General features: G+C 70.5%; 12 protein-coding genes. 6 read left to right on the top strand and 6 right to left on the bottom strand.

Features of this window, described 5'->3' with window-relative positions; translation table 11 throughout:
* Nucleotides 1–3 precede the first annotated feature (3 nt).
* A complete protein-coding gene (locus GH815_RS06895) occupies nt 4–2,205 on the bottom strand; it encodes a hypothetical protein (RefSeq protein WP_153748021.1) in 2,202 nt (733 codons plus the stop codon).
* 94 nt (nt 2,206–2,299) lie between these two features.
* Between GH815_RS06895 and GH815_RS06890 the strand changes: the two genes are divergently transcribed.
* The 3 genes from GH815_RS06890 (at nt 2,300) to GH815_RS06880 (ending at nt 3,756) form a co-directional block, all read left to right on the top strand.
* A complete protein-coding gene (locus tag GH815_RS06890) occupies nt 2,300–2,752 on the top strand; it encodes a hypothetical protein (RefSeq protein ID WP_153748020.1) in 453 nt (150 codons plus the stop codon).
* 90 nt (nt 2,753–2,842) lie between these two features.
* A complete protein-coding gene (locus GH815_RS06885; protein WP_153748019.1) occupies nt 2,843–3,166 on the top strand; it encodes a hypothetical protein in 324 nt (107 codons plus the stop codon).
* A complete protein-coding gene (locus tag GH815_RS06880; RefSeq protein WP_153748018.1) occupies nt 3,166–3,756 on the top strand; it encodes a hypothetical protein in 591 nt (196 codons plus the stop codon). The genes GH815_RS06885 and GH815_RS06880 overlap by 1 nt, the downstream gene beginning before the upstream one ends.
* Nucleotides 3,757–3,760: 4 nt before the next feature.
* Here the strand turns inward: GH815_RS06880 and GH815_RS06875 are convergent, their stop codons facing one another.
* Genes GH815_RS06875 through GH815_RS06865 form a run of 3 tightly spaced genes read right to left on the bottom strand, consistent with a single transcriptional unit; the run spans nt 3,761 to nt 7,973 of the window.
* Nucleotides 3,761–4,600, bottom strand: a complete 840-nt coding sequence (locus GH815_RS06875) for a hypothetical protein (RefSeq protein WP_153748017.1) — start codon at nt 4,598–4,600, stop codon at nt 3,761–3,763.
* Nucleotides 4,597–5,892 carry a tetratricopeptide repeat protein gene (locus GH815_RS06870; RefSeq protein WP_153748016.1) on the bottom strand — a complete coding sequence of 432 codons (1,296 nt, stop codon included), beginning with the start codon at nt 5,890–5,892 and terminating at the stop codon, nt 4,597–4,599. Before GH815_RS06870 ends, GH815_RS06875 begins: the two co-directional genes overlap by 4 nt.
* The gene (locus tag GH815_RS06865) at nt 5,889–7,973 is read right to left on the bottom strand and encodes a caspase family protein (RefSeq protein WP_153748015.1); all 2,085 of its coding nucleotides are present in this window, start codon (nt 7,971–7,973) and stop codon (nt 5,889–5,891) included. The genes GH815_RS06870 and GH815_RS06865 overlap by 4 nt, the downstream gene beginning before the upstream one ends.
* A 167-nt stretch (nt 7,974–8,140) precedes the next feature.
* Between GH815_RS06865 and GH815_RS06860 the strand changes: the two genes are divergently transcribed.
* Genes GH815_RS06860 through GH815_RS06850 form a run of 3 tightly spaced genes read left to right on the top strand, consistent with a single transcriptional unit; the run spans nt 8,141 to nt 11,246 of the window.
* Nucleotides 8,141–9,133 (top strand): radical SAM protein, encoded by a 993-nt coding sequence (locus GH815_RS06860; protein ID WP_153748014.1) that lies wholly within the window; start codon nt 8,141–8,143, stop codon nt 9,131–9,133.
* A complete protein-coding gene (locus GH815_RS06855; protein ID WP_153748013.1) occupies nt 9,133–10,419 on the top strand; it encodes a galactosyltransferase-related protein in 1,287 nt (428 codons plus the stop codon). The genes GH815_RS06860 and GH815_RS06855 overlap by 1 nt, the downstream gene beginning before the upstream one ends.
* Nucleotides 10,416–11,246 (top strand): hypothetical protein, encoded by an 831-nt coding sequence (locus tag GH815_RS06850; protein WP_153748012.1) that lies wholly within the window; start codon nt 10,416–10,418, stop codon nt 11,244–11,246. Before GH815_RS06855 ends, GH815_RS06850 begins: the two co-directional genes overlap by 4 nt.
* Before the next feature lie 34 nt (nt 11,247–11,280).
* Here the strand turns inward: GH815_RS06850 and GH815_RS06845 are convergent, their stop codons facing one another.
* Together GH815_RS06845 and GH815_RS06840 are read right to left on the bottom strand one after the other, a co-directional pair.
* Nucleotides 11,281–11,784 (bottom strand): acetone carboxylase subunit gamma, encoded by a 504-nt coding sequence (locus GH815_RS06845; RefSeq protein WP_153748011.1) that lies wholly within the window; start codon nt 11,782–11,784, stop codon nt 11,281–11,283.
* A 54-nt stretch (nt 11,785–11,838) separates the two neighbouring features.
* Nucleotides 11,839–14,148, bottom strand: a complete 2,310-nt coding sequence (locus GH815_RS06840; RefSeq protein WP_153748010.1) for a hydantoinase B/oxoprolinase family protein — start codon at nt 14,146–14,148, stop codon at nt 11,839–11,841.
* Between the last annotated feature and the right edge of the window lie 13 nt (nt 14,149–14,161).

Raw genomic sequence — 14,161 nt, 5'->3', positions numbered from 1 at the left:
CGGCTAGCCGCCGCTGCTGGCGGGATGGGGCCGCCGGATATGGGCCAGATCGGCCAGGTAGCGCGCGGCCTGATCGGCGCCGTTCGTCTGTGGCAGCCGCGCGCAGGCCCGCCGCAGCGCCGCCTGCCGGTCGGGAAGGGCGATCTCCTCCAGCGCGCGGACGATATCGCAGCCATTCGCCGTCCGCGCCGCCAGCGCCAGTCCGCGGATGCGCGCGTAATCGGCGCGCAGCCATTGTTCGTCCTGTTCGTGATGCTCGTTCGACAGGAACAGCGTGGGCAGGCCGGCGGCAAGGTTCTCGTGAAAGGTGTTGTAGCCCGCCATCGCCACCGCGAAGTCAAAGGCGTTCAGGAAGCGCGCAAAGGGAAAGCTGCGCAGCCCGATCATGCCCTCGGGGGCGTCGCCCTCGTCGCGGCCGATCTGCCATTGCGCCAGCACGATCTGCGGTTCCGGTCGCAGCGTGGCCAGCGCCGCGGCGATCAGAATGCGCAACCCCTCGGTGCGGATGTTGTTGCCCGCGCCCAGTTGCAGGACCACCGCCGGGCGGTCGGGGTCGAGCCCCAGCACCACGCGCGCGGCCTGTCGCGGCAGCGCCTCGGGCGCGTCGAGATAGCGGATCGGCGCCACCGCCAGCACATCGCCCCCCGCGTCCCGCGTCAGCCCGCGATCGAAGGGCGCGGCCAGTTCGCCGGGCTCGATCACCGCATCGAAGCGGCGCTGCTGCGCGACAAAGCCCGCGCCCGCGCCCGGCGGCCACATCGCCCGGCGCAGCCAGACCGACCACAGCCCCTGGGCCTGGTCGATGGCGCCGGTCACGCCCTCGTAGGGGACATTGGCATCCAGCACCACGACGCCGGGGCGGTAATAGCGCAGCATCTCGGTCAGTTCGGCGCGCAGGGTCGGGCGCCAGACCTCTTGCGCCATGCCGGTGCCGCGAAAGAAGGGGATGTATTCGGCCATGAACCCCTCGTCCCGGGCGATGGCAAAGGCGCGCGACATGGTCACGATCACGGGTTCTGCCCGGTCGCGATGGCGCCGCGCCACGGCCATCGCGCGGGTCAGATGGCCCATGCCCACCCCGTTCGAGGTGACATGCAGGATGCGCGGGCGCCAATGCCCGCGCCCGGTGGCGGGGGCGGCGGGGCGGTCGGCGGGCGGGCCGATGCGGGCGGCGACACGGGCCACCGCGATTTCGGGGGCAAAGCGTTCGCGCACGACGGCGATGGCCTGTTCGGACTGGCGGGCATAATCCGCCGGGTGGCCATGCAGCGCCCGGACCCGGTCGGCAACCTCGTCGGGCTGGCAATAGACTGCGCCCTCGGCGAAAAGCGGTTCGAAATCCGGCGGCAGCAGGCAGACAAGGCCCGCGCCCATGGCCTCCAGTATGGCGCGGCCGAATGCCTCGATCCAGTCGCTGCCGTGGAAATGCGCGTAGAAGTCGAGCCCGGCCAGGAAATGCCAGACCGGCACCGCGCCGAAGGGCAGCACCTGCCAGTTGGCGGGCAGGGGGCCGACGCGCTGGCGCAGCGCGGGGCCGAAGCCCATCAGCCGCACCTCGATATCCGGGGCATCGGGATAGGCCGCCAGAAAGCCCGCGCGGTCGTCGGGCCATTTCGCGCGGTCGGGGCGGCTGTGGCGGCCCAGCACCGGGCGGCCGCCCAGAAGCCCCTTGCGCGGCCGCCCGATCCGGCCCGGCGCCAGCACGCCCACCCAATCCTCCGCCGTCAGCGGCGGCGCGGTCGCGAGCGCGCCGAATGCCGCGCGCATCGCGGGGCCGACCGGCGCCCAGTCGGGTTCGGTGCCAAGGATCGCGGCGGCGACCGTGCGCACGGCCGCGATGTCGTATTGCGCCACGCCCTGCGCATCGACGGGCGGGTGATGGACGACCAGCACCGCCTGCGCCGCCTCGACATGCAGGGGATGCGCGGGAAAGCGCGTGAAACAGGCCGGGTGGTGCAGGCAGGCCAGCCGCGCGCGCACCCGCTGGCCGGGCGGCACCAGCGCGGCCTGACCGGCCTCGATCAGCGCGGCGATCTCGGGGTGAAAGCCGCGGTGGCGGGCCAGGAAGGGTGCCTCGACCGGCAGCAGCGCCACGCGATAGCCCGCATGCGCCAGTGCCGCGATCTCGGCCGCCATGCCGGTCGAGGTTCCGCCGGGGAAGCGGAAATCGCCAAGCACCAGAACATCGGTCTCGAGGCTCGGCACCGGCCCCTCTCCTCTGGCAAAGCCTGCGCGAATGCTGGAATATCCGGGCAGGCGAGTCCAATTGTTTCGCAACCAGGGGGCAGGGACGGCAGGCATGATCGGACGCATCAGGCGCGCCCTTGCGGCCGGACGGCAGGCCGTGGACGCGGCGACAGGGACCGTCCCGGCGCCGCAGGCCGCGCTGGCGCTGCTGGCGCTGGACCCGATCGGCCCCGGCGCGGCGGACCTGCGCGCCCGCCATCTGGAGGCCGCGCGTCTGGCCGGGGCGCGGGCGCTGTTCGTGCTGAGCCCGCTTTCGGCGCCCGATCTTGCCGCGCAGCGCCTGCTGTGCGAAATCCTGCCGCTGCCCGAGGATCTGGCGCGCGCAACCGGGGACGGCCCGCTTTGCATCGCGCAGTACCGGCTGAACCGGCTGCGGCTGATCCTGGACAAATGGGGCGTGCAGGCGTGCCACTGGTCCGGAGAGAGCGCCGCCGAGCTGGTCGATGAGTGGCAAGCCGCGCGCGATCCCGGGCTGCGCCCGATCCGCTTTCGCCCCGCCCCGTGACGGCCGCGACGGGGGTCTGGCGGTAATCCTTTGGAGAAATCGCGATTCCGTGCGACCCTGTTGCCCAGGGAACAGGTTGGGGGGCGTGCCATGGCCAAGGTCAGACGCTGGGCGATCTTCCTGCGGGCCTTTGTTCTGGCCCTGATCGCGGTGCAGCCGACGCGCGGCGGTGCAGACTCGCCGGGCGAGGATGCTGCATGGCGGCAGGCGCAGGCGCGCAACACCACGCAGGCCTATTACGAATATCTCAGCCGATATCCCGCCGGCAGCTATGTGCAGGAGGCAATCGACGCGCTGGACCGGCTGGGCGCGCTGCGCAGCGCGCCGCAGACCCGGCAGATGCCGGCGACGCCGCAACTGCGCCAGCCGCCCGCGCAACGCCCGTCGCCCGTGCCTGCGCAGGGGGTCTATTGATGGGCCGCGCACAGCAGTTTTCGCCACGGATCGCCCTGGCCCTGTGCGCCGGGCTCGCGGCCTGTGTTCCGGCCACGCGCGAGGGGCCGCTGGGCTATGTCCCGCCCGCGGCGGGCGGGGTGGCGCTGGTCGCGCAGGATGCGCCCGACCGCGCCGCCGCGACGCGAAACGCGGCCGCGCGGCTGCGCGCGGGGGGGCTGAATGTGACCTCTGTCCAGCCGGGCAGCGGCCGGATCAGCGCCCGGGCAACCGATGCCAGCCTTGTCGATTGCGGTTCCATGGTGCAGCGCGCCCATGGCAACAGCGCCCGCTTTGCCGCGACCGCGCCGCTGGCGATCCTGTTCTCGGACAGCCAGCCCGGCGGGATGTTCCGCCGCGAGGCGCAGGTGGACAGCCGGGCCGAGGTGACGGTGCGGGCGGACGGCATGGCCATCGCCGAACGCCACCGCGTCACGCTGCGCCAGGTCTCGGCCGATGGCGCGCGGGTGCTGTGGACGCAGACAAGGACGTTCACCGAGACGACGGACGCCCGGTTCGAGGACGGCACGATCTGCGTGTCGTCCGGCCGGGTCGGCGCGCTGTTGCGCTAGGGGATCATCCCGGTCCCGGCGGCTCTGCGGGCCAGATTGCGGCGGCGGCGCGGGTGTAGCGGGCGGCGATCGGGGGGCCTGCGGCGCCCAGATCGGCGAGGGCGCGCAGGAAATCGGACCACATCTCGGGCGGGGCCCAGGGCGGCAGCATCGCCTTGAGCGCCCGGCTCTGGTGGCGGTCGAGCGCCTGGACCGGCAGGCCGGTTTCCAGCCGCACCAGCCGGGCCAGTTCGCGGATGCGGCGGACGGGGGCGGAGGGGTCGGACAGGAGCGGCGCGGTTTCGGCCCAGCAGGTCCGGACCCCGCCGCGCCCCAAGAGCGAATGCAGATTGCCCAGCACCCACCACACCCCGTTCAGCGCATCCGCCCCCAGCGAGGCCGCCAGCGCGGCGCGGTCCCGCGCGGCACCGGGGGGCGGCAGCGGCCGTGCGGCGGTCAGCTCGAAGCCCGTGTGAAAGGCCCGCTGCGGCGTGTCGTTCGCGGCCAGCGTCCCCGCGATCTGCGGCACCAGCAGGGCGGGCGGGGGCGGGGGGGCGCCGTCCTCAAGCCGGGCGACCGGGATCAGGCGCAGCCCCTGCGGCACCGCCATGCCGCTGACCACGCTGCGCGCGGGATAGCCAAGGCAGAGCCCGGCGGCGACAAGCGCGGGGTCGGGCATCAGCGTCTCGGCCGCGCGGGCGGGGGCGATGTCGGGCGCGATCAGGATGACATGATCCGACCCGGTGGCGCGGGCGGCGGCGGTCAGGGTCGCCTGGGATACGGGCTGCGCATCGGCAAAGCCCGCATCCGGGGCGGGCGGGGCGGCCGGGGCAAGCCGCAGCGCGGGCAGATCGCCCAGCATCATGCCGCGCTGCCCTGCGGCGCGGGCCCGGCATGGCCCCGCTCGGCGGCGAGGTCGAGCAGGCCTTCGGCCCGCGCCTGCACCGCCGGATCGGCGGGGGACAGTGCCAGCAGCATCTGCGCCAGGTGACTGGGCGCATGCGCGCTGCCCATGGCGGTGGCGGCACGGTAATACCGCTCGGCCGCGGCGGGATCGGGCGGGGCATCGAGGCCAAGTTCGTGCAGGCGGCCCAGATTGGTGACGGCCGCGGCATGGCCGAGCAGCGCCGCTGTTTCGAAACAGGCGCGCGCGGTGGCGATATCGGTGCCGACGCCGCGTCCCTTCTGGAAACTGCGGCCCAGCCCGTCGATGGCGGTGGCCGGATGCGCGGCGCCGAACATCCCCGCCCCGGCGGCCAGACGGCTTGCCGCCGCGTCCAGATCGGCGATGGGCAGGCTGTCGTCCAGCGCCGCGATTGCCGCCCCCAGCGCGGCGGTTTCGGAGCGAAGCCGCCCGATATCCGGGCCAGCACCCGGGCCGAGCCGGGGCAGGACGCGATCCTGCCAGAAATGGCGCATGCGCTCGGGGTCGTTGACCTCGGTCAGGTCGCGGTCCTGCCAGGTCAGCGCCATCCACAGCGCCAGCCGCGCGCCATGGATCACCCACAGCCCGTTGCGCGCATGTGCCCCGACCGAGGCCCAGACGCCGATCAGGCGGCGCAGAGCATCGCCCGCGGGCTGCGCCGGGGCGCTGGCGCGCAGATGGGCAAGGAATGTCGCCTCGCGGAACCCGGCGCGAAAGGCGTGAAAGGGCGTGTGCGCGGGATCGGTCACGGCATGGCAGCCCGGCATCGCGATGTTGCGCGTCACCCCCGGCCGGATCTGCCCGATATCGGCATCGAGCGAGATCCGCCCCCGCGGCGCCGCCTCGTGCGAGCGCATCGCCAGCACCAGCTCGCGCGGCCAGAGCTTGACGCAGCCATTGCCCGAGACGATCCCGTTGACCGCGTTGCGCGCCAGCCAGTCCAGCCGGAACACGGGTTGCAGGAGCGCCGCGGGCACCTGCTGGTCGAACAGGCCGGGCGCGGGCGTGGTGTCGGCATCGACGGTCAGGAACCAGTCGCTGGCCGCGGCATCGGCGGCGGCGACATGACAGGCATTCAGCCCCCTGACCCCATGCACGCGCAGCGAATCGGGGCGCAGCGCCTGCAAGGCGGCCCAGGTCTCGTCGGCCCAGGGTTCGTCATAGGACAGGAACACGACGGGCAGATCGGCCAGCCGCAGCCCGCCGCCGTCGCCCGCCGCCCCGCCGGTCATTCATGCACCAGGTTGAAATCCAGCAGCCCGTATTCCGCGATCCAGTCGGCGGCGATGCCTTCGCCCGCGGCCTGTTGCTCGGCACTCATGCGCGGCAACAGCGCGTCGATCCGCGACTGGGCATCGGCGGCTTCCTCGCGTGACTTGGCGGTGTCCTTGAGCAGCCCGGCATCGCGCGCGATGATGTAATTGGCCAGCGCCTCGGGCAGGTCGGGCGCGATGCCCTCGACCCCGGCAAGGATGTCGCCGATATAGATATAGGCCTGAAGAAAGCTGCGCTGCGCCGACAGCCGGAAATAGGCCAGCGCCTGCGCCGGGTTGCGCTGCACGCCCCAGCCGGTCAGGAAGGCGCGGCCCAGATGGAAGGCGGCATAGGGGTTGCCCTGTTCGCTGGCATGGCTGAGCCAGTTCAGCCCGCGGTCAAGGTCGATCGCGACGCCATCGGCCTTCATGTAGGCCAGCCCCACCGCCGACATCGCGTCGGTATGGCCCAGCGTCGCGGCCTTGAGGTAGTAGTCGAACGCCCTGGCCGCATCGACCGGGCCAAGCTGGCCGCGGCGGTACATGTCGCCCAACGCGCTCATCGCCGAGACATTGCCCGCCATCGCGGCCAGTTCGAACCAGCGCCGCGCCTCGTTCGCGCTTTGCGGCACGCCCCAGCCTTCGCGGTAATAGATGCCCATCGTCACGCGCATCGGTTCGGACCCGGCCAGCGCGCCCTTGCGGATCGCCTGGGCCGCGGCGGTCAGGTCGACCGGCACATCCAGACCCAGCCGATGGATCTCGGCGATGCTGCCATAGGCGGCGGCGCTGCCGCGCCTTGCGGCTTCCTCGGCGAAATGCAGCGCCTCGGGGAAGCGGTGTTCGAGAAACAGCACCCGCGCCAGCAGGCCCAGAAGGCGGGGATTCTCGGGATCGTTGCGCACCGCCTCGATGCAGGCGCGCAGCGCGGCGCGGGTGTTCACCAGATCATGCGGCACCGGCTCGACCAGGCTGAGCCCGCCGACGATGCCGGTGGCCAGCACGTCGCATTGCGTGATGATCGAGCGCAGCCCGCCGGGCACCTCGGGGTCGGGTTGGGGCAGGCCCAGATCCATCAGCGGAAAGCCGGGCGCCGCGCCGGGGGTGAAATCCTCAAGCTGGCGGCGCGCGGCGCTGGCCTCGTCGGTTTCGGGAAAGAGGTCGATGAAGGTTTCGAAATCGCGCGGATCGGCGCTGTTGGCGATGGTCCACCACGCGGTTGCCGCCAGCGACACGGTGCCATGCCCCAGCCGCGGCAGGGCCGCGCCCCCGCCCGCCGCGCGGCGCGGCTGGATGACGATCGGGTGGCTGGAATTGTCGATATACCACGGCGTCTGGGTGCCCCCGGTGGCCAGCCGCACCTGCGCGCGCACCAGCCGCAGCACGTCGCGCATGTCCTGTTCCGGCCCGTCCAGCACCGAGGCCAGCGCGGCGGTATAGGGGCTGTTGGCGCCCGCCCCGTCCAGCGCGATTTCGCCCGGCGCGGTCGAATAGGCGATGATCGTGTTCTCGGGCGCATCGACCAGCGCAAGCCCGGTGCCGCTGGCGGCCTGTCCGGGGAAGGGCGAGTTGCGGCAGGAATCGAGGATCACGACCAGCGTATCGGTGCCCATCGCCCGCAACGCGCGGATCATCTGGTTCACCGATACCGCGTTGGCCGCCAGATGCCCCGCATCGCCCGCCCGGATGTCCGAGGGCAGGGCATAGTTCACCCCGTCAAGCTGTACCCCGTGCCCGGCGAAATAGAACAGCCCCAGCGCGCTGCCGGCCTGTTCGGCGGCGATGCGGCTGCGGGTGGCCTCGATCGTGGCGCGGTCCGGGTTTTCAAGGTAATAGACCTGAAACCCCATCTGGTTCAGGGCGCTGGCCATGGTGCGCGCGTCGTTGATCGTGTTCGGCAGATGCGGGATCGCCGGATCGTCATAGCGCCCCACGCCCAGCACCAGCGCCCAGCGATCCGCGGCCAGCCCCGCCCCCGCCAGCCCCAGCCAGAGCCCGAGGCACAGCCCCAGCACGCGCGCCGGGCGGCGGGTGGGGGAACGGGACAGCGGGCGGGACATGGCGATCCTCCCTCGGGTAGCGTGATCCAAGTCTACCCCAGCCCACCCATTCCGCCCATTCAAATTCCCGCTTCCCGTCCCGCGATTCGGGATTGCCCCGGCGGCCCGCCGCGCGCTTCCATGGGGTTGGTCCCGCCACAACCCCCGCCGCAACCCGAGGTCTGGCGATGCAGGAAGACCCCACCGCGCTTGATGATCCGGCCGAGATCCGCCATGCCGAGCCGGAACATGCCCGCACCGTGCTGGTCGACTGGATGCTGGGCAATGCCTGCAACCAGTCGTGCAGCTACTGCCCCAAGGCGCTGCATGACGGCTCGATCCGCTGGCAGGGGCTGGCCGATATCCTGCAATTCATGGACCTGCTGCGGCGGCATTATCGCGACGGTCTGGGGCGGCGCGTCTGGCTTCAGTTCACCGGCGGCGAGCCCAGCCAGCACCCGCAGATCGCCGCGATCCTGACCGGGGCGCGTGCCCGCGGCTTTCGCGCCAGCCTGATCAGCAACGGGGCGCGGACGCTGCGGTTCTGGGACCGGATCGCGCCGCTGCTGGACGGGACGATCCTGACCTGGCACGACGAATTCGCCGATCCCGCCGCCTTTCTGGACGTTGCCGCGCTGCTGGCCGAGGCGATGCCGCTGCATGTCAACATCACCGTCCATCCCGACCGCTTCGACGCGATCCTTGCGCGCGCTGCCGAACTGTCCGCGGCGGTGCCGGGGGCGTCGATCACGCTCAAGCCGCTGCGCATCGGCTTTGGCGCCACGCCCTACGCCTATACCGAGGACCAGCGCCGCCGGATGCAGGCCGCCAGCCGGGGCGCGGGGGCGCGGGGCGACAGCGCGCCGCGCGGCGTGATGTGCGCCATTGCCGAGGACGGGCGCTACGCGCTGCAAAAGGCCGCCGGGTTCCTGCTGACCGGCCGCAACCGCTGGCGCGGCTATCTGTGCGAGGCGGGGATCGAGTCGCTGCGCATCCATGCCGATGGCCGCATCCTGCGCGCGACCTGCGGCGTGGGCGGCAGCCTGGGGCGGCTGGGCGGTCCGGTCGATCTGCCGCTGTCGCCCGTGCTGTGCGACCGCGCGGAATGCGGCTGCGTGGCCGATATCCTGATCACCAAGCGGCACATGGGCGCGCTTGACCGGGCGATGGGGCTGGCCTGATGCTGCCGCGTCCCGATCTGTCCGGGGTGTCGGTGATCGTCTCGGTCAAGCCCGACACGCCCGAGCGGCTGGCCAACCTTGCCCGGCTGCGGGACTATTACGCCACGATGACCCGGGGCGCGGAACTGGTGGTGGTCGAACAGGGCGCGCGCCCGGTGCTGGACCTGCCGCCCGGCGACGATCTGCGGGTGCTGTTTCGCCGGGATGACGGCGGCCACTGGAAGACGCGCAACATGAACCTTGGCGCCGCGGTGTCGGCCCGGCCGCGCCTGCTGATGTCGGATTGCGACTTTATTCCCCATCCCGCCGCGCTGGCCGGGGCATTGGCGCGGCTGGATGCTGGGGCGGATGCGGTGCTGCCCTTTGACGGGATCGTGCTGAACATCGCCCGCCCGCGCGCCGCCGCGCTGCCCGGCTGGGCGGCGTTCCTTGCCGATGCCCCGAGGCTGGCGCCCGACAGCATCGACCACGCCAATGCCTGCCCCGATCCCGAGCTTTACCCGCTTTACGGCGACAACCGCTATCTTGCCGTGGGCGGCGCGCTGATGTGCCGGCGCGCGGCGTTTTTCGGGGCGGGCGGCTGGAACGAGAATTTCGTGGGCTATGGCTACGAGGATCGCGAGCTTGACCTGCGGCTTCGGCGGCTGGGGTATGACCTTCGGCGCATCGAGGACCGCAACCTTTATCACCTGGACCATCCGCGCGGGCCGGACAGCCGCTATGCCTCGGCCTTCTGCCGGTTGAACGAGGCCGAATGGGAGCGTGTCCGCGCCATGACCCCCGAGGCGCTGCGGGCCTATGCCGATGCGGGGTTCCGGCTGATGACGCGGGACCATGCCCACGATTACGAACGCATCAGCACGCCCGAGCGGGAATGCTGGCACCGCATCGCCCCGCGCGGCATCGACCTGTCGGATCTGGTGATCCTGGTGCTCGCCGATGCGCGGGTGGTGCGCTACGGGGCGTCCTGCCTGCGCGCGGTGCTGGACGATCTGGAACAGGGCTTTCGCAATTACGAGATCCGCCTGTGCGAGACGGGCGGCACCGGGTTCCGCCATGTCCACAGCAAGCTGAACATCGTCTATCGCAGCTTTCCGGGCGGGATCGACGCCGAGGCGCGGGCCGCGCTGCTGGCCGAGGCCGGGCGGCCCCTGTGCTACACGCTGCGGCTTGATCCCGATGCCGGGGCGCAGATGCAGCGGGTGCGCGCGCTGCTGGACCGGCTGCGGGCGGGCGTGGCGGCGGCCGACATCTTCGAGCGTTGCGCCGCCGGGGGGCTGCGGTGACGGCGATCTACCTGTGCTTCGACGATGGCGCGCTGGCGCTGGCGCGGGCCTGCCTGAACAGCCTTGCCTGCAACGCGCCCGGCCATCCGCCGCTGCTGGTGGATTACCGCGGGCGCGATGCGGGGATGCTGCGCCTGCTGGCGGCGCGGGGCGCCACATGCCTGCCCCCGGCCGCGCCGCCCGAATTCACCGCGCATCTGCGCGTCAGCCGCGGGCGCGACTGTGCGCGGCATCGCTTCGGGCTGTGGCGGCGGGCCTTTGACGGGTATGGCACGATCCTGCATCTGGATGCCGACATGCTGGTGCTTGGCCCGCTCGACAGGCCGCTGGCCGCCGAAACGCCGTTCTTCGTCGCCAATCACGAGGCCGACCCGGCGGTGCGCATCCTTGCCCCGCAATTTCGCGACGATGCGGTGCTGAACACGCTGCTGGCCGAGGACGGGCTGGCCTATCCGGACGGACCGGACGACATGGCCAATGCCGGGCTGTTCGCGCTGCCGCCCGCATGGCGCAGCCGGGCGCATCTGGCGCTGCTGGCCCGGCTGGCGCAACGCTATGCGCCCTATCTGGCCTATGCCGACCAGAGCCTGCTGTCGCTGTGGCTTCTGGTGCAGGGGCTGCGCCCGTCGGGGGCGTTCGCCTATAATTTCCAGACGCCGTTCCTGACCGATCCGACCGTGGGTGTCGGCTGGGGGGATATCCGCGTCCTGCATTTCAGCAGCCCCCGCAAGCCCGATACCGGCGCCTTTGCCCGCTGGGACAGGGCCGGACCCGACCGCGCGCGGATCGCGGCGCTGTTCTGCCGGTACCGCGACATGGAGCCCTGAAGGGCGCCGGGACGATGCCCCGGCGCCGGTCCTGTCAGGCGGCCCGTTCGGGGATCGCGAGCCCCAGCCAGTCGGAATAGAAGGCGTCGATATCGGGTTCGAAATCGTGGATCACCGGATACCAGGGCGTCGGCGCCTCGACATCCAGCAGATCGCCCGATTTCGGGCAGTAATATTCCCGGATCACCTGCCAGTCGGTAGAGGGCGCCATCAGCCGGGGATAGATCTCCTCCATCTCGGCGGCGGTCTCGCGCACGCGCATCACGGCATGCAGCTTCCAGTTCTCGCGCCAGTCGCAGAATTCGTGGCCGGCATGGGATTTCACCACCCATTTGTGGTCCGACTTGCGCTGGACGATGTAAAGCTTGGGCCCCAGCGGCAGGATGATGCGGTCATCCCAGGGCACCTGTTCCTGAAGGATGTCCAGATACATCACGAAGCGTTCCTTGTCCTTGGGCGTCGCGAGCATGGCGTGCAGCGTGTCGCGGTCGATCTTGCCCTCGACCAGATCCTTGATCTTTGCCTTGGTGTAAGCCATCGGTTTTCCTCCTGAATTTGGCGGGTGCCGCGGCGGGCACGGCACCCGGGGGTATCATTCCTCGACGAACTGGACGGTCTTGACGTCGGGCAGTTCGGACAGGTCCATGGAATAGTCCCGGCCATAGGACGGGATCGGCAGGTCGGCCTCCATCAGTTGCCAGTCGATCGGCAGATCCCAGAACTTGCGGAAACCTTCCTCCCAGCGCGGTCCCAGCTTGAAGGACGCGGCAAACATCTGCTGGACATGCACGCCCGCATCCTTTTGCAGGATGCGCTCGCGTTCGCGGGCCATCCAGTCGCGGGTGGGCACGGCCCGGGCCAGCCGGTCGGCGCGGATCTGGGCGCGGCGGGTTTCGGTCGCGGCCTCGTCGGCCTCGAACAGGCCCGAGGCGGCCGTTTTCAGCACGACGCCATAGACGCTGGCCGCGAAGCGCTCGACCAGGTAGCCGCCATTCACGTCATCGGCCACCGCCTGCGGGTCGCGGTCCAGCGGGTCGCCGAAACCGGGGCCGCCGCGCATGTAGTTCAGGTAGAGGTCGTAATCCTTGAACATCGCCTCGGTGGTGATCGCCTGCTTGTCGCGCTTGATCTTCGCGCCCCCGAGCATCGCGTCCCAGACCGGGTTCTGCGGGTCGGTGTCGCCGCCATGGGGGATGTCGCCGCCGCTGGCGATGATCTCCTTCAGGCCGGTATCATGCGCCTCGAAGCGGTAGCCCGAGGCCGCCGGATAGCCGCCCATCAGGCCCCAGTCGGAACTGATATGGCCGTTGCCCATGAAGAACATGGTCCAGTCCTTGGCGTTCCAGACCATGCGCAGGCTTTCGAAGCCGCAGCCGCCGCGAAACTTGCCCGCGCCGCCCGAGCTGGCCTTGATCTGGCGGCCCAGATAGATCAGCGGCTCGGCCAGTTCCCAGATTTCCATGTCGCCCATGTCGCCCTCGGGGTTCCAGATCGCGGCGGCATGGCTGATGCCGTCGGCGATGGCGCTGGCGCCCACCCCGTTGGCGGCACATTCGAACGAGTTCACGGCATGGATCTCGTCATACTGGTTGAAGCCGCCCCCCTGAAGCCAGTTCGAGGTATTGGCATTGCCCGCGTTCACCTCCTCAAGGTATCCGCGGCCGAAATAGGCGCGCGACAGGCCGCGCCAGAGCGCCGTCCAGGAACTGACAAGGAAGTGCCAGCTATAGGCAAAGGCCACGCGGCGGTCGTCGGGGTTCATCCAGGTGCCCTTGGGCAGCCGGAACTCGGTGCCATAGGCCGCGCCGTCATTGATCATCTCGGTCGGGATCAGGGTCTGGGTCATCATCACCCAGATGCCGGAGGTGAAGCTGACCGAATGGGCGTTGTAGGTGTGCCAGCCCCAGCGGCTCGATCCCTCGAAATCCAGCCGCCATGTGCCGTCCGGCCGGATCGTCATTTCCGACGGCGTGTGCATGATCGTGTCGACCTTGGCGAAATCGGACGGCACGCGCACGTCGTCATGGGCGTAGGGCACATCGACGAAGCCCACCTGCCGGTACTTGCCCGGAATGGTCATCGCCTTGATGCGGTTCTGCAATCCCAGCCGCCCGTGTTCGACCGCCTCGTAGGCGAATTGCCAATAGGCGTCGATCCCTTCCTCGGCGATCACCTCCTCGACCATGCGGCGGATCATGTGGCAGCCGGCGATGCGGGTGCGTTCGTCCAGCATCCAGTAGCGCGTGGTGCGCACCGAGCGCTGGCTTTCATGCAGCCAGTCGCGGAACAGCGTGTCGTTTTCGCCGACCTTTCGGCAGGTGACCGAATAGCCGTCGCCGAAGCGCTGCACCTGGCCGGTGGTCATGCTGCCCGGACCCACGGCGCCGGTGTCGATGACATGGGTCACGCCGCCGACCCAGCCGATCAGCGCGCCCTCGTGAAAGATCGGCACGATGGTATGGATGTCGCAGGGATGGACGTTGCCGATCAGGCTGTCATTGTTGCAGAAGATGTCCCGATCCCTGACGCCCGGGTTACTTTCCCAGTCGTTCTCGATCATGTACTTGATCGCGGCGCCCATGGTGCCGACATGGATGATGATCCCGGTCGAGGTCAGGATCGAATCCCCGGCCGCGTTGTAGAGGGTGAAGCACAGTTCCCCCTCCTGTTCGACGATGGGCGAGGCGGCAATCTTCTTGGCGGTCTCGCGGGCATCGACCACGCCTGCGCGCAGCCGCGAGAACAGCTTGTTGTACATGATCGGGTCGCTGTCGCGCAGCGCCATCTTCTTGAGCCCGGCATAGTGGCCGGTGCGCTTCGTGGCCTCGATGATCTCGTCGCGGTGCTGTTTCAGCGTCTGTCCGCCGCGGACGATGCCCTTGATCTGGATCGGTGCGTTCATGGTCGTGTCCTCC

Source organism: Rhodovulum strictum, from assembly GCF_009649175.1.
Classification (GTDB): Bacteria; Pseudomonadota; Alphaproteobacteria; order Rhodobacterales; family Rhodobacteraceae; genus Rhodovulum; species Rhodovulum strictum.
This window is presented reverse-complemented; position numbering and strand designations above follow the sequence as displayed.

What these genes read in the sequence shown, in the direction of transcription:
- GH815_RS06875 (WP_153748017.1), bottom strand. Translation starts at nt 4,600, where the DNA reads ATGATGCTGGGCGATCTGCCCGCGCTGCGGCTTGCCCCGGCCGCCCCG.
- GH815_RS06860 (WP_153748014.1), top strand. Translation starts at nt 8,141, where the DNA reads ATGCAGGAAGACCCCACCGCGCTTGATGATCCGGCCGAGATCCGCCAT.
- GH815_RS06845 (WP_153748011.1), bottom strand. Translation starts at nt 11,784, where the DNA reads ATGGCTTACACCAAGGCAAAGATCAAGGATCTGGTCGAGGGCAAGATC.
- GH815_RS06885 (WP_153748019.1), top strand. Translation starts at nt 2,843, where the DNA reads ATGGCCAAGGTCAGACGCTGGGCGATCTTCCTGCGGGCCTTTGTTCTG.
- GH815_RS06855 (WP_153748013.1), top strand. Translation starts at nt 9,133, where the DNA reads ATGCTGCCGCGTCCCGATCTGTCCGGGGTGTCGGTGATCGTCTCGGTC.
- GH815_RS06890 (WP_153748020.1), top strand. Translation starts at nt 2,300, where the DNA reads ATGATCGGACGCATCAGGCGCGCCCTTGCGGCCGGACGGCAGGCCGTG.
- GH815_RS06870 (WP_153748016.1), bottom strand. Translation starts at nt 5,892, where the DNA reads ATGACCGGCGGGGCGGCGGGCGACGGCGGCGGGCTGCGGCTGGCCGAT.
- GH815_RS06865 (WP_153748015.1), bottom strand. Translation starts at nt 7,973, where the DNA reads ATGTCCCGCCCGCTGTCCCGTTCCCCCACCCGCCGCCCGGCGCGCGTG.
- GH815_RS06880 (WP_153748018.1), top strand. Translation starts at nt 3,166, where the DNA reads ATGGGCCGCGCACAGCAGTTTTCGCCACGGATCGCCCTGGCCCTGTGC.
- GH815_RS06840 (WP_153748010.1), bottom strand. Translation starts at nt 14,148, where the DNA reads ATGAACGCACCGATCCAGATCAAGGGCATCGTCCGCGGCGGACAGACG.